Source organism: Marinilactibacillus kalidii, assembly GCF_017599325.1.
Classification (GTDB): Bacteria; Bacillota; Bacilli; order Lactobacillales; family Carnobacteriaceae_A; genus Marinilactibacillus; species Marinilactibacillus kalidii.
The window spans coordinates 20,485-40,397 of record NZ_JAGFVM010000004.1; the positions used below are offsets into that span (position 1 = coordinate 20,485).

The window sequence follows — 19,913 nt, forward strand, 5'->3', positions numbered from 1 at the left end:
CCAGTTTGACCTTTATATGATGTTTATATTAATTTCCCGTAAACGTTGTGAACGTCCTTTACATATAATAGATTAACAAAGACCTACAATTTATGGTAATTATCTGCACATAAAATAACATAATTTATACTTGCTTGTGACAATTCCGACACAATTGTATGAAATTTAGTCTAGAGTTGTCGTTTTTGTGAAGCCTTCATAGCACGAGTGATTTTATTAGGTGTGATTCTTTCGGGAATATGATACTTTTTCATCATTTCTGAGATAAATTGTTTTCCTTCATTAGCTGTTTGACTTTCCACTTCCAATTCAAAATCAACTTGATCAGCGTACCAGCTCTGGTCTAAAACGAGCAGACAATTCCCCATTTGTCTTTCTATTCTCCTAGTTTTTAATCGTGTGATCATATGTAAGTCGATAGTAGGGTCAATACCATTCGCCTTTAATACGTCTGCGATTTCGCCGAAGGGATTGATTTTTTCTAATTCAATTAAATGATTAGCCTCTTTAACTGTTAATGTATGATTAGTTTCTAATAAATGGTCTTGATAAGGGGATTTAAGCGTCATTTCTGCAAAATTTTGCTTTACTCGAATCCTCAATGCCATGTTATGTGCTTTCAGTATCATCTCTTCGGAATCAAAATAACAATTCTCTTGCGTAAAAGCTTTTTGCTCGTCAAATTCGAAAGCAATGATCAACTTCTTATATTCTTCTTCACTCAAAAGATTTTTGTATTCTATTTCTACATTCTGGCTCATTAGTACCCTCGATTCGTTGTCTATGTTACGGATTTATACCTGAATATGGTACAATAGATTTGACGAGAATGAAAGAAGGAAATGAAAAGAAGGTTATAAATATGGACAGAGACTGGGAATTATTTTTATTACCATATACGCAAACAGTTAATGAATTAAAGGTTAAGTTAAAGGGATTGCGGTCAATGTATAAACTGAGAAAAGAGCACGGACCAATTGAATTCGTAACGGGACGTGTGAAACCAGTTAATAGCATCCTTTTAAAATCAAGAACGAGAAATATTTCGCTAGATAAATTAGAAACAGATATGGAAGACTTAGCGGGTATCCGAATTATGTGTCCATTTGTGGAGGATATTCACGATGTCGTGAAAATGTTGAAGCAACGTGAAGACATAAAGGTTTTACAAGAAAAAGATTATGTTTCTCACAAAAAAGATAGTGGTTATCGATCATACCATTTAATTTGTGAGTATCCGGTTCAATTAATAGATGAGCTAAAGCATGTACTGGTAGAAGTACAAATAAGAACACTTGCTATGAATTTTTGGGCATCGATTGAACATTCTTTGAATTATAAGTATCAAGGTGAATTTCCAGATGAAATTAATATTCGCCTACAAAAAGCAGCGGAATCAGCGTTTCAGCTAGATGAAGAAATGTCTACGATCAGAGAGGAAATCAAAGAAGCTCAAAGAAATTTCAGATTTAAGAACGATCAGAAATCTTTTGATGTCAATAATTGGAAGGAATAATGATGTGAGAATAGCAATCGTATATAATTCAACTGAGGAATCAGCAAAAGTTACTAAAAAGCTCAGAGCGATGTTGTTGGAAAATAATTTTATTTTAGATCAAAAAAATCCGGCAATCGTTATATCGGTTGGAGGAGATGGCACATTGCTCTCTGCTTTTCACCGTTATGCACATATACTCGATAGTGTTCGCTTTATAGGTGTCCATACAGGTCATTTAGGATTTTACACAGATTGGCGTGAGTATAATATTGGAGAGTTGATTGAAAGTCTCAAATCCGATAATGGTGAATATATTGACTATCCTCTTTTAGACGTGGAAATTTATTACGACAATAAATCTAAACCTACACATTTCTTGGCATTGAATGAATCAACAATCAAAAGAGTTGATGGAACACTCGTGTGTGATGTTTACATAAGAGATGAGCACTTCGAAAGATTTCGAGGTGATGGACTTTGTGTATCGACACCGACAGGCTCAACTGGTTATAATAAATCTATCGGTGGAGCTGTATTGCATCCACGTTTAGAAGCATTGCAGCTAACAGAAATGGCTTCTTTGAATAATCGTGTGTTTAGAACGCTCAGTTCACCATTAATTATTGCACCGGATGAATGGATCAAAATGAGACCCATTGAAACGGACGATTTTGTCTTATCGATTGATCAAGTCGTGACAAATGAAAATAAAGTAAAAGAGTTGCGATTCAAAATAGCAGATGAGCGGATTAGATTCGCACGCTACCAACATACGCATTTTTGGAATCGTGTTGAAGATGCCTTTCTTGGAGCGAAGAAAAGAGAATCGTGATAGCAAATTAAAAACAATCTTAACGGCATTAGGTAGACTAAGTAAACTGTCTACCTTTTTTGCTGAAATCAAAAAGAAACAGTCATGCGTTGCAGGTCACTTCTTGGCTAAAACTGCCTACTGAGTCATCACTTCGTTTATGATAAGATGTAATAATGAAAATAAGTCTATTTAAAAGAGTAAGGTCTCTTTAAGGAGCGAACAAGAAGTAGTGATAATTGAATGGATATACGAAGAGACAGAACAGATCATGCTGAAGACCTTTTTAAAAGAAAAAGCAGTATCTAAAAAAATGTTGGCAAAAGTTAAGTTTAAAGGTGGCCAATTAGAAGTGAACGGAAAAAATGTTAGAGTACGGGAGATACTCAATAAAGGTGACGTCGTAAAGATGTCTCTACCCATTGAACCTTCTAACCCTCATTTAATTCCATCATTCAAAAAAATAGATATTCTATTTGAGGATGATCACTATCTGATTATTAATAAAGCATCTGGGGTTGCATCTGTTCCTTCGCCGACACATAGAGAAGACACGATGGCGAATCGTATTAGAGGATACGTAGAAAATCAACAATATGAACACAAAACAGTCCATGTAGTAACGAGGTTAGATAGAGAAACCTCTGGCGCGATGATTTTCGCGAAACATGCTTTTGCGCACTCTATGATCGATCTCGTTTTAAGAAGGCATGAGATCGATAAAACCTACCAGGCAGTCGTGAGTGGCAGAATTGAAAAAGAATATGGCCTAATAAAAGAACCAATTGGTCGCACAGAAGACTCGATCATAACGAGAATGGTCAGAGAAGATGGGCGACCTTCCTTAACGGAATATTGGCTGTCTGAATATTTTGATGATGCATCATTCATTAAGGTTAAACTTCATACTGGTAGAACACATCAAATAAGAGTTCATTTTTCTTATCTCAATCATCCACTAGTAGGAGATGATCTTTATGGTGAAAATAGCGGTTTATTTACTAGACAAGCACTGCACTGTTCTGGACTTAGCTTTGTACATCCTTTTTCCCGAGAAGAGATACAGGTAACAGCACCTTTACCCACAGATATGACAGGATTGATAGAAAAATTAAGAGGTAACTAAATGGCTAAAAGAAAAAAATGGACAAAAAAACAAAAAGAACAAAGATTGAAATTAACGATTACAGGCTTACTGGTAATCGTATCGTTTTTGATAGGGTTGTTTTTTGGAGATAACCCTTATGATGCAGCTTTTTTCACCCGAAAGTGGGAAAGTTTGACTAACGATTGGGGAACCACATTCTCTAGTACAAATCCTAATAATGTAGCTGATTCTGATGGAACGGTCTATTTCTTTGATGTTGGGCAAGGTTCTTCTACTTTATATCAAGCAGCTGATGGTACCACAGTATTAATCGATACGGGAAGATACGACGATAAAGATAAAAGAATCGTTAGTTATTTAGATCGTTATATCGGTACTGGTGGAAAAATTGATTTATTGATTTTTACGCATAATGATGCTGATCATATTGGAAATGGAGACTTAGTACTCGACTATTATCAAGTAGAGGAAGTCTGGATGAACGGTGTTGATCAAACGACACGGGTTTACGAAAATGTACTAGATGCAATTGAAAAATCAAATGCGATATATTATGAACCGAAAGCCGGAGAAATGAGAGAAGTCGGTCCATTCAAGGTAGAAGTCTTTAATCCTGAAACTTCATCAAAAACAGGTGACCATAATGAAGAATCAATAGTAACAAGAACAACTTTGAGTAATGTGAGTGTTGTAAATTCCGGTGACGTATCGGAAAAATTTGAAAATCAAATCATAGATAACTATGGATCACTTCAAGCAGAAATTCTTTTGGTGGGTCATCACGGGTCAAGAGATAGCAATAGTAAAGAATGGTTATCAACAATTGATCCAGAAGCTGCAGTTGTGCAAGCAGGGGAAGATAATCCATATGGACATCCACACAAAGAGACCTTGGAAAGAATAAACGAACAGTCTATACCGCTTTATAGCACAATAGAGGATGGAACGATCACTGTGATGATACAAAAAGACGGACAATATTCGATTACAACAGATAAACCGTAGTATAAATAGTAAAGAAGGTACAAGATTTTGGAGGGATTAGATGCGTGTAGTTTTAGAATCTAATGATGGTCTTCAAGCGTTATTAATTCCAGATGACTTATCAGAGCGTATAATCATCTCAAGCGAATTATTACCTGAAGGCTCCGAAGTGGGAGACGTTTTAGAAATAGAGAAACAGACGGATGGTAATCGTCGTTTTAGACGGTTGATAGATGAAACGGAAAAAAGGAAAAATAGAGTGAGAAGTAAAAGAGAAAAACTGCTGAAAAGAAAACACTGATCAATCTAATTAGATTGATCAGTGTTTTCTACTATATATCTTTGGTCATTTTATGATGGGGGATACCAGCGTCTGGAAATCCTTTTCCTTCAATAGTAAAACCACATTTTTCATAGAAAGAGAGTGCATAGTCTTGTGCATCAAGTACCATCTGGTGACTTTCCAATGTACGAATCTTTCTTTCGACTTCCGCCATCAATTCTTTTCCAGTACCTTTCTTTCTACCTGTTTGCAATACGGCGACTCTTTGAATTTTGAAGATGCCAGGTTCTTTTTGGTAAATACGTGCTGTAGCGACAGCCGATTCATTCAAATAGCCCACAACATGCATTGTTTTAGCTTCAAGTTCGTCGATTTCTAATTCAACTGGTACTTTTTGTTCTTCCACAAATACCGTTTTACGAATCAATAGCGCATCATTATAGACTTTGCTAGATGTATCTTCAGTCCATTTAAATTTCATAAACATACCTCCAAGGATATCATTTTTATAATCTTATCACTAAATTTACTTTTTCGTCAACGATTCAGGCGAACTCCCTCTTTTATTTATGCTTGTACTATCATATAATGGAGTGTGACTATAAAGTAGAGGAGAAATAGAATTGGTAAACTGGAAAAATTCTAAAATAATGTTTTGGACAATATGGTTTCTAGCCGTTGCTTTATTGATTTATATACTACAACAGATTGAATTTATTTTAAATCCTCTATTAGCCATACTCACTTCTTTATTTATGCCGCTGCTTATAGCTGGATTTTTATTCTATTTATTAAATCCTATTGTAAGAGTACTTGAAAAAATTAAAGTTAAGCGCATATTTGGTGTGTCACTCGTTATGGTTTTTCTAGTAGGCATAGTCGTGTTGACACTTTTTCTAGGTCTGCCAATCCTTGTCGAACAAACAAGCTCATTAATAGCAGGTATTCCAGATTTTGTAAATGAATTGGATTTTTACTTTCGTCAGTTGGGTGACGAGCCATGGATGAATCAAGTAGACTTTGATGAGATCATTGTTAGTATTGATACGTGGCTGAGAAACCTAGGATCTAACTTTTTAGGAGGCATGTTGACCAGTGTAGGTAGTTTTTTACAGAGCTTAACGGATTTTTTCTTTACATTTATCACGGTGCCAGTCATCTTGTTTTATATGTTGTATGATGGTCATAGGTTTCCTGGATATCTTGAGAAAATTAGTCCTGAGCCATACAAGAAAAATACAAAAGAATTAGTTTTGAAGATAAACGAAACGATTGCCAGTTATATCAGTGGAAAAGGAATGGCCTCATTATTAGTGGGGATTATTTTATTCATTATGTACACGATTGCTGGATTTCCTTTCGCCTTGTTACTTTCTGTGTTTGCTGCAATCACGAATTTCATTCCATACGTCGGTCCTTTCTTGGGAGCGGGTCCTGCAATATTAGTAGGTATGATCGATTCACCTGGTAAAGCCCTTCTTGCCGCTGTTTTTGTGCTAATTGTTCAGCAATTGGATGGGAATTTGTTTACACCATTCTTAGTAGGGAAGTCTCTTTCAGTTCACCCACTTACAGTTATTCTGATATTGCTGGCTTCTGCAAACATAGCTGGACTGTTAGGCATGCTCATTGGTGTTCCCGTTTTTGCCATCATCAAAACGATTGTGCTGTATATAATAAAAGTTAAAAAAGAAAAGAAAATAACACTCACCTAGTTCTAGAAGGTGTACAAAAAACGATAGACTATAATAGGCTTAAAACGAAGGAGTTACTATGTCAGTAGAAACAAAAGAAAATAAAGTATTAAAAAAAGAGGTTGAATCAAGAAGAACCTTTGCCATTATTTCCCATCCCGATGCAGGTAAAACCACGATTACAGAACAACTTTTACTTTTCGGGGGCGCGATTAGACAAGCGGGTACAGTTAAAGCTAAGAAATCAGGGAAATTCGCAAAATCCGATTGGATGGAAATTGAAAAGCAACGTGGGATCTCAGTGACGAGTTCTGTTATGCAGTTTGATTATGATGATAAGCGAATCAATATATTAGATACACCCGGTCATGAGGATTTCTCAGAGGATACGTACCGTACTTTAATGGCCGTTGATGCTGCTGTGATGGTAGTGGATAGTGCAAAAGGAATCGAAGAACAGACTAAAAAATTATTTAAAGTATGTAGAATGCGCGGCATTCCTATTTTTACGTTTATGAACAAATTAGATAGAGATGGTAGAGAACCACTTGAGTTAGTAGAAGAACTAGAAGAAGTTCTTGAAATCGATGCGTATCCGATGAATTGGCCGATTGGCTCTGGTAAAAATTTCTTAGGGTTATATGATTTATTCCATAACCGTATTGAAATGTTTAGACCAGATGAATCAAATCAAGGGAATCGTTTCATTCCATTGAATGAAGATGGAGAAATTGAAGAGGCGCATCCACTAAAACAAGAAAGTTTGTATGATCAAGTTTTAGAAGAGGCTTTATTGTTAAGAGAAGCTGGAAATGATTTTTCAGAACAAGCGATTTTAGATGGAGAGCTTACGCCCGTCTTCTTTGGATCTGCATTAACAAATTTTGGTGTTCAAACGTTTCTAGAAACATTTTTACAATTTGCACCAGCTCCAGCAGGGCATACAGATGTAGAGGGAAATGAGATTAAACCAACTAAAGAAGAATTTTCAGGATTTGTATTTAAAATACAAGCGAATATGGATCCTAAACACCGAGATCGAATCGCTTTTGTGAGAATTTGTTCGGGTGATTTCGAGAGAGGAATAGATGTAACGCTCGCAAGAACGGATAAAAAGATGCGTTTATCTAACTCCACTCAATTTATGGCTGAAAATAGAGAATCCGTTAAAGGTGCTGTAGCAGGTGACATCATCGGTCTTTATGACACAGGTAATTTTCAAATTGGAGATACCATTTATGAAGGAAAAAAATCTGTTCAATTTGAAAGCTTGCCACAATTTACACCAGAATTATTTGTTAAAGTAGAAGCTAAAAATGTTATGAAGCAAAAGTCATTCCATAAAGGCATCAATCAGTTAGTTCAAGAAGGTGCTATCCAATTGTACAAATCCTACCATACAGAAACCTATATTATTGGTGCCGTCGGTCAACTTCAGTTTGAAGTTTTCCAACACCGTATGTTGAATGAGTATAATTCTGAAGTGGTTATGACTTCTATTGGAAGTAGAATCGCTCGTTGGATCAACCCTGAACAATTAGATGAAAATATGGGATCAAGCAGAAATATGCTTGTTAGAGATCGCTTTGATCGTCCGTTATTCTTATTTGAGAACCAGTTTGCAGAAAGATGGTTTGCAGATAAATATCCTGGTGTTGAATTGACATCATTACTATAAGAAAAAAACCTCGACACAACTGTTTTATACAGGTGTCGAGGTTTTTTTTAGGCTTTAATCACTTTCTTCATTATCAAGGTTTTCTTCTTCTTTACTTTCATTTGAATCATCATCCTTTTTCTTTATGATGATTGAATCATTGTCATCTACCGTTGCTAAGATATTTCCTGGTTGTGGATGATTTAGATAAAATTCAGCAACTTTATCTTCAATTTGTTCTTCAATGACTCTGCGCAATGGACGAGCGCCCATTTTAGGGTCATATCCAAGATCTACTAATTTCTCTTTAGCAGAAACATCTACTTCAACAACGATATGATGCTGTTTCAAGGCGTGATTAATATCTTCTAGCATCAACGTAACGATTTCCAACAAATGCTCTTTAGATAATGATTGAAATTCCACAATACCATCTAAGCGATTTAAGAATTCTGGTTTAAAGAATTCACCCAAATTATTCAATAAAGAATGTTGGCTACCGCTGATTTGAGCACCGAATCCAACACTAGATTCTACATTAGTCGTACCGGCATTACTAGTCATAATGATGATGGTTTCTTTGAAGTTGACAGTTCTTCCTTGTGCATCTGTCAAGCGACCGTCATCTAAGATTTGTAAGAACATGTGTAGCACATCTGGATGAGCTTTTTCAACTTCGTCTACTAAAATCAGGCTATAAGGATTACGACGAATTTTTTCAGTCAGTTGTCCTGCTTCTTCGTAACCAACATATCCAGGAGGGGAACCAATCAGTTTAGAGGTGCTATGTTTTTCCATAAACTCGCTCATATCTAAACGAACATAGGATTCTTTACTCCCAAACAATTCTAGTGCAAGTGTTTTAGCTAATTCCGTTTTTCCAACACCGGTAGGGCCGACAAACAAGAATGAACCGATTGGTCTATTTTTTTGTCTTAATCCGATGCGGTTTCTGCGAATAGATTTTGCTACTTTTTGTACTGCATCATCTTGTCCGATAACATGTTTACGAAGAGATTGATCTAAATCTCTTAATTGCTCTTGTTCTTTTTCTTTCAATTCGCCAACTGGAATACCAGTTTTTTGTTCTATAATATGAACCATATCTTTTTCAGTAATCACTGGTAAATCGGACTCAGGGGTTTGTTGATCCATCATCTCTTTATGCTTAGTCACTTGGTCTCGGAAGAATGCTGCTTTTTCATAGTCTTCTTGTTGAAGAGCTGACTGTTTTTGTTTTTCTGCTTCCTCAATTTTTCTTTCGATTTCTTCAGGATCAACCGTGCGTATCGTTAAGTTCTTTTTAGATCCTGCTTCATCAAGTAAGTCTATAGCTTTGTCAGGCAGAAAACGATCTTGGATATATCTATGGGATAATTCCACAGCACTTTGGATCGCTTTATCTGTATAATGCACATGATGATAATCTTCGTATTGTTTTTGGATACCTTGTAGAATCGTTATGGTTTCTTCAAGTGTTGGCTCACTAACTCTTACAGGCTGTAAACGACGCTCAAGAGCAGGGTCTTTCTCGATTTTTCTATATTCGTTCAAAGTAGTTGCGCCAACCATTTGTAATTCTCCGCGAGCAAGGGCTGGTTTTAGGATGTTTCCTGCATCCATACTACTACCTTCAGCTGTACCGGCACCTACTAATTCATGGACTTCGTCAATAAACAATATGATAGAATCGTCTTCGCGAAGTTCTTTGATCAATTGTTGCATGCGCTCTTCAAATTGCCCACGGATACCAGTACCTTGAACGAGGGAAGCGACATCTAATCGAATGACCTCTTTTTTTAATAATTTTTGTGGAACATCATCATTGATGATTTTAAGTGCCAATCCCTCGACGATTGCAGTTTTACCTACACCAGCTTCACCAGTTAAGACTGGATTATTTTTGGTTCTTCGGTTAAGGATTTCAATAACACGTTCAATCTCTTTATCGCGACCAATGACTGGATCAATTTTTCCATCTTTTGCCATTTGTGTTAAGTCTACGCCGTATTCACCGAGCAATCCGCCACGACTATTTGGTTTTTGAGGTGGCTGTTGTCCGTTTCCTCTGAAATTTTGTTGATTAGGTGGTGTTTGGGGATTCTGAGGACCTTGGTTGCTTTGAGAAAGTGCTTTAAATAAGTCATCAAAGTTTCCAAATCCAAAAGGATCTTGACCATTTGCTTGATTCATTCTTCCTTGCTCCTCTTGTTGTTGAATCGTTCTGTAACAGATTTGGCATAAGTCGATTTCTCTTTTTCTTCCATTAATACTTGTTGTCAGATGAATTGTTGCATTTCTTTGTCCACATCTTTGACAGATCATCTTGAGACACAACCTTTCTTTAATATAAGTTAATTATAGTATACTAGTCTGAAAGCAAAAGGTCAGTTGAGAGCATTTGTAATATGCACTAAACTTGGTGTGAAAAAATATTTCTTTTATCATTGACCAATTTTGACCTTTTGCATATTTCTATTATACTCTGACCTATTTTGACTTTCAAGAGTTAAATACCTCGAAATAGTAAAAAATAGTTGTAGGTAATTCAGAAAAGTGGTAATCTGTATAGGAAGAAAGGTAAAATGTGCCTAATTATGCCTAACACTAACCTTTTTGATTAGGTTAACAGGGTTGGTCGTTTTACTATTTTCAAAACTACTAATTTGTAAAGGGGAAACTTACAATGGAAAAACGCAACTATACTGTAACTGCAGAAACAGGTATTCACGCACGTCCAGCAACTTTATTGGTACAAACTGCAAGTAAATACAACTCAGATATTACTTTGGAATACAAAGGTAAATCTGTAAACCTTAAATCTATCATGGGTGTTATGTCACTTGGTGTAGGTCAAGGCGCTGAAGTTACAATTTCTGCTGAAGGTGCAGATGAAACTGAAGCAATCGAAGGAATCGAACAAACAATCAAAAACGAGGGAATGGCTGAATAATGGCATCACAAGTATCTGGTATTGCTGCAAGTGATGGTATTGCTCAAGCTAAAGCATATCTTTTAGTAGAACCTGATTTATCATTTGAGAAAAAGACGATTTCAGATGTTGATTCTGAAGTAGCACGTCTTCAGGCTGCTATTGATACTGCTAAAGAAGAGCTTGCTAACATACGATCAATTGCTGCTGAGTCACTTGGAGAAGAAGAAGCACAAGTTTTCGACGCACATACTATGGTGCTTTCTGATCCTGACTTGATTGAACAAACAAACACTGTAATCAAAGATGAAAAAGTAAATGCTGAAGTAGCATTTCAAAAAACGTCTGACATGTTCATTACAATGTTCGAAGGCATGGAAGATAATCCATACATGCAAGAAAGAGCTGCGGATATCCGCGATGTGCGTAAGCGCGTAATCTCTCACTTGCTTGGCGTGAAACTTCCAACTCCTGCAACAATTGATGAAGAAGTAATCATTATTGCAGAAGATTTGACACCAAGTGATACTGCTCAATTAAATAAAGAATTTGTAAAGGCTTTTGTGACTAACATTGGTGGACGTACGTCTCACTCTGCTATCATGGCTCGTTCGTTAGAAATTCCTGCAATCGTAGGAACAAATAACATTACGGAACTTGTATCAGAAGGAGATTTCTTGGTAGTTGACGGAATGGAAGGCGATGTTTTCGTTAACCCTTCTGAAGATACCAAGAAAGCTTACAGCAATAAAGCAGAAGAATTTGCTTCTTTAAAACTTGAGTGGGAACGCTTGAAAGACGAAAAAAGCGTAACTAAAGACGGTAAGCACGTTGAACTAGCTGCCAATATTGGAACACCTAAAGATTTAAATGGTGTTGTTGAAAATGGTGGAGAAGCAGTCGGACTTTACCGTACTGAGTTCCTTTATATGGATTCTAAAGAACTACCAACTGAAGACGAACAGTATACTGCCTATAAAGCAGTATTAGAAGGCATGGGTGGAAAACCTGTTGTCGTTCGTACGATGGATATTGGTGGGGACAAAGAGCTTCCATATCTTGAACTTCCGAATGAAATGAATCCTTTCTTAGGATACAGAGCAATTCGTGTAAGTTTAGATCAAGATGAAATCTTCCGTACGCAATTACGTGCGTTACTACGTGCTTCTGTACACGGAACTTTGAGAATCATGTTCCCTATGATTGCTACACTGCCTGAATTTAGAAGCGCGAAAGCCATTCTGGAGGAAGAAAAAGCAAAATTAGTTGAAGCAGGTACTGAAGTTTCTAACGACATCCAAGTTGGTATCATGATTGAAATTCCAGCTGCAGCTGTATTAGCTGATCAGTTTGCTAAAGAAGTAGACTTCTTTAGTATCGGAACAAATGATTTGATTCAATATACGATGGCAGCTGACCGTATGAACGAACGTGTTTCTTACTTGTATCAACCATACAACCCTTCAATTTTACGCTTGATCAAGAACGTTATTGATGCAGCGCATAAAGAAGGTAAATGGGCTGGTATGTGTGGAGAAATGGCCGGAGATCAAATCGCAGTGCCAATCCTTCTTGGATTAGGACTTGACGAGTTTTCAATGAGTGCGACGAGCATTCTTAAAACACGTAGTTTACTAACTGAACTTGATTCTACTGAAATGAAAGAATTAAGTGAAAAAGCACTTAATGAATGTACTTCAGCCGAAGAAGTTATCAAATTAGTTGAACAATATACTGCAAAATAAGATAGAGCACATCAAAGGACAATTCTGCCCTTTGACGTGCTTTTTTCTATGGAATTGTACAAAAAAACATCGGATGCTATACTATAGTTAAATGATGAAAAAGGGGCATATTAAAATGAAAACAATCGGATTTATTGGAACTGGGGTCATGGGTGCTTCGATAGTAGGCCATTTGATGGATGCCGGCTATGAAGTAAATGTATATAATAGAACAAAGCATAAAGCAGAACCACTAATCAATAGAGGTGCTGTCTGGAAAGATACACCTGAAGAGATTGCTGCTTCTAGTGAATTGATTTTTACAATGGTCGGTTTTCCCGAAGATGTTGAAGAAGTTTACTATGGAGAAAACGGCATTTTTGATGGGATACGACCAGATACGATTGTTGTTGATTTGACAACCAGCAAACCGTCTATTGCTCAGAAAATTTACGAAACAGCCAAACAAAAAGATGCTGCTTCGTTAGATGCACCAGTTTCTGGAGGAGATTTAGGTGCGAAAAATGGTACAGTGACCACTATGGTTGGTGGAGATGAATCAGTATTTGAAGAAGTGAAATCAATCTTTATGATTTTTTCAGGTACATTAGAGTTGCAAGGACCCGCTGGTAGTGGTCAACATACAAAAATGGCAAACCAGATCATGATTGCGGGAACGATGACAGGTCTAACAGAACTTTTAGTATACGCTGATGCAGCTGGACTAAACAAAGAGAAAGTTTTAAAAACAGTTGGGGGCGGGAGTGCTGCCAATTGGTCTTTACAAAATTATGGTCCAAGAATATTAAAAGAAGACTATTCTGCTGGTTTCTTCGTAAAACATTTTATCAAAGATTTGAAAATCGCACTGGAAGAAGCAGATAGAATGGGAATTGAACTTCCAGCCACTAAAAAGGCTAAAGCTTTATACGATCAATTAAAAGATGATGGACATGGTGATGAAGGTACACAGGCACTGATTAGACTTTGGTGGAAAGATGCGGAATAAGTTTTCTGGTAGAACCATCAATTAAAAAAAAAACTTCCTAAAAAGCTTAGGAAGTGTTTTTTTCTTATACTTTAGTTGTCTTCATATAGGTTTCTAACCTAGTCATAACTTCTTTGATATCGTCCATGCTAGAAGCATAACTTAAACGAATGTAGCCTTCCCCAGCTTTACCAAAGGCTACTCCAGGAATAAAACCGATTTTTGCTTTTACAGCTAAATCATAGCAAAAATCGAAACTATTTTGAGTATAGGCATCAGGTATTTTTGCGAAAATATAAAAGGCACCATTTGGCTTAGCAATCTCAAAGCCTAACCGACTCATAATTTCGTAGATATAATCTCTTCTTTTTTTATATTCTGCTCGCATGGGTAATGCATCATCCATACCGTTTTCCAATGCTTCAATCCCAGCATACTGAGTGATGCTAGATGCACTTGTAACGAGGTATTGATGTACTTTGATCATTTGTTGAGTAATGGCTTTGGGTGCTAAAGTAAAACCCAGTCTCCATCCAGTCATCGCATGAGACTTCGATAATCCATTGATGACGATCGTTTGATCAAAAAGATATTCTCCTAAGGAAATATGTTTCCCTTCGTAAACGAGTTCACTGTAAATCTCATCGCTGATAGCAAAAAGATTCGGGTAATTTTTTAATGTATCAGCTATCGCAATGACTTCTTCTTGATTCCAAGTAACACCTGTTGGATTTGTTGGGTAGTTTAAGATAACTGCTTTTACACGATCGCCATGTTCTTCCATAGCCTGTTCGATCATATTAGGAGATAAAATAAAATCATTCTCAGAGGTATCTATATAGATTGGTTCAGCTCGTCCGAGTATGACTAAAGGTTCGTAAAGAGAGAAAAATGGAGACGGGATCAGTACTTTATCTCCCGGATTTAGTATTGTGAGTAGAGCAGAAGCAAGTGCCTCTGTAGCCCCAACCGTTGTAAGGATTTCAGTCTCTGGATTATAATAGACGTTGTATTTAGTTTTCATAAAGTTAGACATTGCTGTTCTTAAACGAAGTTCTCCAGCCATACCTGTATAAAAAGACATGTTATTGTTGATTGCCGCAATCCCAGCATCTTTAACGTGTTGCGGTGTTGGGAAATCAGGTTGCCCTAATGTTAACTTGATTAAACCTTCGATTGATGAAATTTTTTCATCAAAAACTCGAATACCTGAGATCTCTATTTCTTGAGTTTGTGTATTGAATAATTTATTTAATGCTGTCATGTCCATGGGTATCCTCCTAATGATTCTTAGGGACTATTCTATCATATTATGAGAATGAAAGTAGGAAATTCTTTCATTTTATTCATTTATTGCCAGAACCTGAAAAAGAACTAGCTGTCTTACTGTAATTTATTGGAAAATCTGGTAAAATAAATAAGTGAAAGTTTAGAAGAGAAGCAGGAAGGGGAATACCAGATGAAACCATCCCAACTTATACCAATTATAAGACGATTAGATGCGATGAGAGAAGACGAAAGTGATGAAGTACAAGTCAGAAGATTCGAAAAAGACGGCAAAGAGCAATGTGTCGTTCGTTATGACAAAGCTTCACGCATGTATGAGTTAGAAGAGCGTGCAAGTGGACAAACGTATGAATTTGATAACATTGACTATGTCGCTGTTGAGATTTTAGAACTTGTTCAACCTGCAAGTTCGACTGAAGACTAGAGTCATGCACATAGGGAGTGCTTAACGGTGCTTCCTATTTTTTTGAATATTTATAGATAGAAGATACAACGTAAGCTCTTCCTGCGAGAGTCGAAACAGTATATATATTTATGGGTTACATTCAAGACGATTCATCTTATATGAAAGGAAGAAATAGATGCTGAATAGTTTTAAACCTACATGGATGGTACATTCTATTTACCAAATATCTCCGGAGCAATTAAAACAAAGAAATATTAAAGTTGTATTGACTGACTTAGATAATACATTGATTGCTTGGAACAATCCTGAAGCGACTGAAGAAACGCTGGAGTGGATTGAATTGATGAAGAAGAGTGGTATTCATGTAGTCATCATTTCTAACAATAAACGAAAAAGAGTAAGTAAAGTAGCAACTATACTTGAACTAGAATTTATTTCTAACGCAATGAAACCTCTACAAAAAGGTTTCAAAGAAGCTCAAGCCCAGTTTGATGTATCTAAAGAAGAAATTTTGATGGTCGGAGACCAAATTATAACGGACATTAAAGGGGCAAATCACGCTAGTATTCGCAGTGTACTAGTTAAGCCGATTCTAGATTCAGATGCATGGAATACAAGGTTCAACCGTTTTGTTGAGCTGAAGATTATGAATTATCTTATCCGAAAAGATCCTGATATGAAATGGAGGAATTCGATACATGAGCGAGTCTAATACAATCGAAATGATGTGTATAGGTTGTGGTGCAGTATTACAATCTGAGCATGAAAATAAAGCGGGTTTTTTACCACAATCAGTTATCAATAAAATAGATGATGAACAAGAAGTGTATTGTAAACGTTGCTTTAGATTGAGACATTACAATGAAGTACAAGATGTTGAATTAACAGATGCCGACTTCTTGAATATGTTACATGAAATCAGCGATGAAAAAGCATTGATCATTAATATTGTAGATATCTTTGATTTCAATGGTAGTTTTATCCCAGGTATTCAACGATTTGCGGGAAACAATCCAGTTATACTCGTTGGAAACAAAATCGATTTGTTGCCTAAGTCTCTCAAAGAAGGCAAGATGCGTCAGTGGTTAACGGAACGTGCTCATGAGGCAGGGTTGCATCCCAAAGAAGTTTATTTAACTAGTGCAGTTAGAGCTGATTCAGTAGAAGGCTTAATGAAGTTGATTGATAAAGAACGTAAAGGACAAGATGTATATGTCGTTGGAACAACGAATGTAGGTAAGTCTACTTTGATTAATCAAATTATTAAATTGGCTACAGACTCAGAAGATGTCATCACAACTTCTTATTTCCCAGGAACGACATTAGGTAAAATTGAAATTCCACTGGATGATGAAAGAGTACTCGTAGATACACCAGGAATTATTCAATCATCACAAATTGCACATTATTTATCGCCAAAAGAGCTTAAGTATGTAACACCAAGAAAAGAAATCAAGCCAAAAGTCTATCAATTGAATGAAGAACAAACGTTGTTCTTAGGAGGACTAGCCCGCTTTGATTACATTAAGGGAAATGGCAAACAACCATTTGTGTGCTATCTATCAAATGAGCTCAACATTCATAGAACGAAGCTTGAAAAAGCAGATGACCTTTATGCTCGTCAAAAAGGGGAAGTACTGACACCACCCTTTAAAGATAGCGAATCCACACTTCCAGAATTGAAGCGTTTTGAATTTATGATCAAAGAACCGACAGATTTAGTGTTTTCAGGGTTAGGTTGGATCTCTATTGAGCATGCTGGAACTAAAGTTGCTGGATGGGCGCCTAAGGGTGTAGATATTATAGTAAGAAAATCACTGATCTAATATTAAACGTTTGTAAGAAGAAAGGAAATCATAATGAATTTAACAGGAAAACAAAAAAGATTTTTAAGAGCACAAGCGAATGAAATGTCTCCAATTTTTCAAATAGGAAAAAATGGTCTTACGGAGGAAATGGTCGCTGAGTTCGAAGAAGCTTTAGAAAATAGAGAACTTATGAAAGTTCAGTTACTGCAAAATACAGATGTGGAACCCAAGGAAGCAAAAGCTTTTATTGAAGAACATTCAAAGATAAACGTTGTTCAAACAATTGGTAAAGTGATTGTATTGTTCAAACCGTCGACAAAAGAAAAATACCAGGCGTATTCTACAAGATTGCCACGTTCAAACTAGGCTAACGAAAAGAATAAGGTAGGCGAAAGAAAGTGTCAAAAAAAATATCAAAAGTCATAGAACCTCAAATAATGGTTAAGCATGCAGTATCTAGTGAAAGAAAAAAGATAGGCATTCTTGGCGGAACATTTAATCCGCCGCACTTAGGACATTTGATTATTGCGGATCAGGTGAAAAATCAGTTAGGGTTGGAAAAAATCCTTTTTTTACCCTCAGCTGAACCACCGCATGCACAAGGTAAAGAAACAATTGCTGCAGAGCATCGAGTCGAAATGGTCAAGCGAGCGATTGCTGGTCGAGCGGATTTTGAAATCGAACTATCTGAGATTGAACGTGGGGGGAAAAGCTACACCTACGATACGATTCGAAGATTGACAGAAGAGAATGAAGAGGTCGACTATTATTTCATTATTGGCGCAGATATGGTTGAAAATTTACCATCATGGTACAAAGTTGATGAGCTCGTTCAGCTTGTTCAGTTCGTCGCAGTAAACAGACCATCGTACTCCATGAATACTGAATATCCTGTGATATTTATTGATGTACCCAATGTAGAAATCAGCTCAAGTTTAATCAGGCAAAAAATGATCGATAGCTGCTCGGTGAATTATTTAATACCCGAGTCAGTGTTACGTTATATTGAGACAGAAAGGTTGTATGATCATGAAAGCTAAAAATTTAGTATACTCAGATGCTTATATTGACCTTTCCAGAAAAGAACTGCTTGAATCGATTCGTCAGGTATTGAGTGAGAAGCGCTACACACATGTTTTAGGTGTTGAACAAGCTGCGCTAGAATTGGCTGAAAGATACGGCGTTGATTCAGAGCAAGTAAGTATTGCGGCGTTACTGCATGATTATGCTAAAGAACAATCAGATGAAGAAATGCGAGATATGATTATTAGTGAAAATATGGATTTAGAGTTACTCCAGTATGGCAACAGCATTTGGCATGGCCCTGTTGGTGCCGTGATGGTTAGAAATCAATTTTCTATTCACGATCAGGATATCTTGGATGCAATTAGACACCATACGGTTGGTTCCCCTAATATGGGAATAGTTGAACAAATCATTTATTTGGCTGATTATATTGAACCAAACCGGACGTTTAAAGGTGTAGATAAAGCGAGATCCTTAGCGGAAAAAAATATCCACGAAGGGATTGCATACGCAACTTTAAAGACACTTAAACACTTGTTGAATAAAAATGCAAGAATATACCCTAAAGCTATCGAAACATATAATGCTTGGGTTGTAAAAAAATAGGAGGAATCACATGACTAAAACAGCTGAAGAAATTTTAGAATTTACAGTTAAAGCAGCATCAGATAAATTGTCAGAAGAAATTGTAGCACTAGATATGAGGGGTGTTTCATTACTAGCAGATTATTTTGTTGTTACACACGGAAACAATGAAAGACAAATCGCGGCAATTACTGAATCAATTAAAGATGCAGCGGAAGAAAACCAAGTTGAAATTAGAAATATTGAAGGTAAAGATGGTGGGAATTGGATTTTAATTGATTTAGGAGAAGTAATCGTCCACTTGTTCAATCAAGAAGAAAGAGAATTTTATCAATTAGAAAGATTATGGACAGATGCACCTTTTGTAGATGTCTCTAACTGGACTGAATAATGAAATACAATTGGTTTGCCAAAGTTTATGATGAGCTAATGGACGATACGCTTTACCCAAAATGGGCAGCTTATACTGGGAGATATCTTACGAACCAAGATCATATATTGGAGCTAGGATGTGGAACGGGGATATTAGCAACGGAATTAACGAAGGCGGGCTTTGATATTATTGGTTTGGATTTGTCAGCAGACATGTTAAGCCTTGCTTATGATCGACAGTTAGAAACGGGTGTACGTTATCCATTAGTCGAAATGGATATGAGAGATCTTTCAGAACTAGAAAAATTTGATGGTGTCATCTGCTACAGTGATGCACTTTGCTATATTGAGACGGAAGAGGCTAAGAAAGAAGTCTTTTCTGCCGTTTATAATCAATTGAATGACAAAGGGACTTTTTTGTTCGATGTCCATTCATTGCATCAAATGACATTATTCGAATCGTTCTCTTATCATGATGAGGTTAATAGTATTGTCTTTTTATGGGATAGCTTTAAAGGAAACACCCCGTACGCTATTGAGCATCAACTGACATTCTTTGTGGAGAATGAAGACGGACGTTATGAACGTTTTGAAGAAGTCCATAAAGAATGGACACACCCCATTGAAACTTATGTAGCCATGTTGAAAAGTGTGGGATTCAAAAACGTAGAGGTCACTGCTGACTTCGGTGAGTCTGTTGATAATACGAGTAAAAGATGGTTTTTTGCTGCTGAAAAGTGAGGGAACAAC

At 36.6% G+C, this 19,913-nt stretch carries 22 protein-coding genes; 18 read left to right on the top strand and 4 right to left on the bottom strand.

The features are described from left to right. Positions 1–170: 170 nt before the first annotated feature. Positions 171–761, bottom strand: coding sequence for a CYTH domain-containing protein (locus J5J05_RS01080; RefSeq protein WP_208558817.1), 591 nt, complete (start codon positions 759–761; stop codon positions 171–173). Between the two features lie 101 nt (positions 762–862). Between J5J05_RS01080 and yjbM the strand changes: the two genes are divergently transcribed. From yjbM to J5J05_RS01105, 5 genes are all read left to right on the top strand, one after another. Then, on the top strand, positions 863–1,516 hold the full coding sequence (gene yjbM, locus J5J05_RS01085; protein ID WP_208558818.1) for a GTP diphosphokinase: 654 nt from the start codon (positions 863–865) through the stop codon (positions 1,514–1,516). A gap of 4 nt (positions 1,517–1,520) precedes the next feature. Continuing rightward, the gene (locus tag J5J05_RS01090) at positions 1,521–2,330 is read left to right on the top strand and encodes an NAD kinase (RefSeq protein WP_341868489.1); all 810 of its coding nucleotides are present in this window, start codon (positions 1,521–1,523) and stop codon (positions 2,328–2,330) included. Positions 2,331–2,541: 211 nt separating this feature from the next. Then, the gene (locus J5J05_RS01095) at positions 2,542–3,435 is read left to right on the top strand and encodes an RluA family pseudouridine synthase (RefSeq protein ID WP_208558820.1); all 894 of its coding nucleotides are present in this window, start codon (positions 2,542–2,544) and stop codon (positions 3,433–3,435) included. Beyond that, entirely contained in the window at positions 3,436–4,422 is a 987-nt protein-coding gene (locus J5J05_RS01100; RefSeq protein ID WP_208558821.1) for a ComEC/Rec2 family competence protein, read from the top strand. Between the two features lie 40 nt (positions 4,423–4,462). Further along, positions 4,463–4,702 (top strand): DUF3006 family protein, encoded by a 240-nt coding sequence (locus tag J5J05_RS01105; RefSeq protein ID WP_208558822.1) that lies wholly within the window; start codon positions 4,463–4,465, stop codon positions 4,700–4,702. 31 nt (positions 4,703–4,733) lie between these two features. On the opposite strand, the gene J5J05_RS01110 is transcribed toward J5J05_RS01105, so the two are convergent. Further along, positions 4,734–5,165 carry a GNAT family N-acetyltransferase gene (locus tag J5J05_RS01110; protein ID WP_208558823.1) on the bottom strand — a complete coding sequence of 144 codons (432 nt, stop codon included), beginning with the start codon at positions 5,163–5,165 and terminating at the stop codon, positions 4,734–4,736. A 142-nt stretch (positions 5,166–5,307) separates the two neighbouring features. Here J5J05_RS01110 and J5J05_RS01115 point away from each other — a divergent pair, with 142 nt between their 5' ends. Both J5J05_RS01115 and J5J05_RS01120 read left to right on the top strand, forming a co-directional pair. After that, on the top strand, positions 5,308–6,399 hold the full coding sequence (locus J5J05_RS01115) for an AI-2E family transporter (protein ID WP_208558824.1): 1,092 nt from the start codon (positions 5,308–5,310) through the stop codon (positions 6,397–6,399). A gap of 58 nt (positions 6,400–6,457) precedes the next feature. After that, a complete protein-coding gene (locus J5J05_RS01120; protein WP_208558825.1) occupies positions 6,458–8,056 on the top strand; it encodes a peptide chain release factor 3 in 1,599 nt (532 codons plus the stop codon). A gap of 54 nt (positions 8,057–8,110) precedes the next feature. On the opposite strand, the gene J5J05_RS01125 is transcribed toward J5J05_RS01120, so the two are convergent. Further along, positions 8,111–10,360: an ATP-dependent Clp protease ATP-binding subunit gene (locus tag J5J05_RS01125; RefSeq protein ID WP_208558826.1), complete on the bottom strand. Its 2,250-nt coding sequence runs from the start codon at positions 10,358–10,360 to the stop codon at positions 8,111–8,113. Positions 10,361–10,721: 361 nt separating this feature from the next. Here J5J05_RS01125 and J5J05_RS01130 point away from each other — a divergent pair, with 361 nt between their 5' ends. The 3 genes from J5J05_RS01130 to J5J05_RS01140 all read left to right on the top strand — a co-directional run bounded on the left by J5J05_RS01130 (position 10,722) and on the right by J5J05_RS01140 (position 13,700). Beyond that, positions 10,722–10,988, top strand: coding sequence for a phosphocarrier protein HPr (locus J5J05_RS01130; RefSeq protein ID WP_208558827.1), 267 nt, complete (start codon positions 10,722–10,724; stop codon positions 10,986–10,988). After that, positions 10,988–12,712 carry a phosphoenolpyruvate--protein phosphotransferase gene (gene ptsP, locus J5J05_RS01135; protein ID WP_208558828.1) on the top strand — a complete coding sequence of 575 codons (1,725 nt, stop codon included), beginning with the start codon at positions 10,988–10,990 and terminating at the stop codon, positions 12,710–12,712. Before J5J05_RS01130 ends, ptsP begins: the two co-directional genes overlap by 1 nt. Before the next feature lie 94 nt (positions 12,713–12,806). Then, on the top strand, positions 12,807–13,700 hold the full coding sequence (locus J5J05_RS01140) for an NAD(P)-dependent oxidoreductase (RefSeq protein ID WP_279633266.1): 894 nt from the start codon (positions 12,807–12,809) through the stop codon (positions 13,698–13,700). 64 nt (positions 13,701–13,764) lie between these two features. Here the strand turns inward: J5J05_RS01140 and J5J05_RS01145 are convergent, their stop codons facing one another. Then, positions 13,765–14,943: a pyridoxal phosphate-dependent aminotransferase gene (locus J5J05_RS01145; protein WP_208558867.1), complete on the bottom strand. Its 1,179-nt coding sequence runs from the start codon at positions 14,941–14,943 to the stop codon at positions 13,765–13,767. A gap of 195 nt (positions 14,944–15,138) precedes the next feature. On the opposite strand from J5J05_RS01145, the gene J5J05_RS01150 reads away from it, so the two are divergent. The 8 genes from J5J05_RS01150 (at position 15,139) to J5J05_RS01185 (ending at position 19,904) form a co-directional block, all read left to right on the top strand. Further along, a complete protein-coding gene (locus tag J5J05_RS01150) occupies positions 15,139–15,390 on the top strand; it encodes a YkuJ family protein (RefSeq protein ID WP_208558830.1) in 252 nt (83 codons plus the stop codon). Between the two features lie 157 nt (positions 15,391–15,547). Further along, complete coding sequence (locus J5J05_RS01155) at positions 15,548–16,084, top strand: YqeG family HAD IIIA-type phosphatase (RefSeq protein ID WP_208558831.1); 537 nt, start codon at positions 15,548–15,550, stop codon at positions 16,082–16,084. Further along, entirely contained in the window at positions 16,071–17,198 is a 1,128-nt protein-coding gene (gene yqeH / locus J5J05_RS01160; RefSeq protein WP_208558832.1) for a ribosome biogenesis GTPase YqeH, read from the top strand. The genes J5J05_RS01155 and yqeH overlap by 14 nt, the downstream gene beginning before the upstream one ends. A 33-nt stretch (positions 17,199–17,231) precedes the next feature. Further along, a complete protein-coding gene (gene yhbY, locus J5J05_RS01165; RefSeq protein ID WP_208558833.1) occupies positions 17,232–17,546 on the top strand; it encodes a ribosome assembly RNA-binding protein YhbY in 315 nt (104 codons plus the stop codon). A gap of 71 nt (positions 17,547–17,617) precedes the next feature. After that, positions 17,618–18,220, top strand: coding sequence for a nicotinate-nucleotide adenylyltransferase (locus J5J05_RS01170; protein ID WP_208558868.1), 603 nt, complete (start codon positions 17,618–17,620; stop codon positions 18,218–18,220). Continuing rightward, positions 18,210–18,812, top strand: coding sequence for a bis(5'-nucleosyl)-tetraphosphatase (symmetrical) YqeK (gene yqeK, locus J5J05_RS01175; protein ID WP_208558834.1), 603 nt, complete (start codon positions 18,210–18,212; stop codon positions 18,810–18,812). Before J5J05_RS01170 ends, yqeK begins: the two co-directional genes overlap by 11 nt. Before the next feature lie 10 nt (positions 18,813–18,822). Beyond that, the gene (gene rsfS / locus J5J05_RS01180) at positions 18,823–19,182 is read left to right on the top strand and encodes a ribosome silencing factor (RefSeq protein ID WP_208558835.1); all 360 of its coding nucleotides are present in this window, start codon (positions 18,823–18,825) and stop codon (positions 19,180–19,182) included. Next, positions 19,182–19,904, top strand: coding sequence for a class I SAM-dependent DNA methyltransferase (locus J5J05_RS01185; RefSeq protein ID WP_208558836.1), 723 nt, complete (start codon positions 19,182–19,184; stop codon positions 19,902–19,904). The genes rsfS and J5J05_RS01185 overlap by 1 nt, the downstream gene beginning before the upstream one ends. The last annotated feature ends 9 nt before the right edge of the window (positions 19,905–19,913 follow it).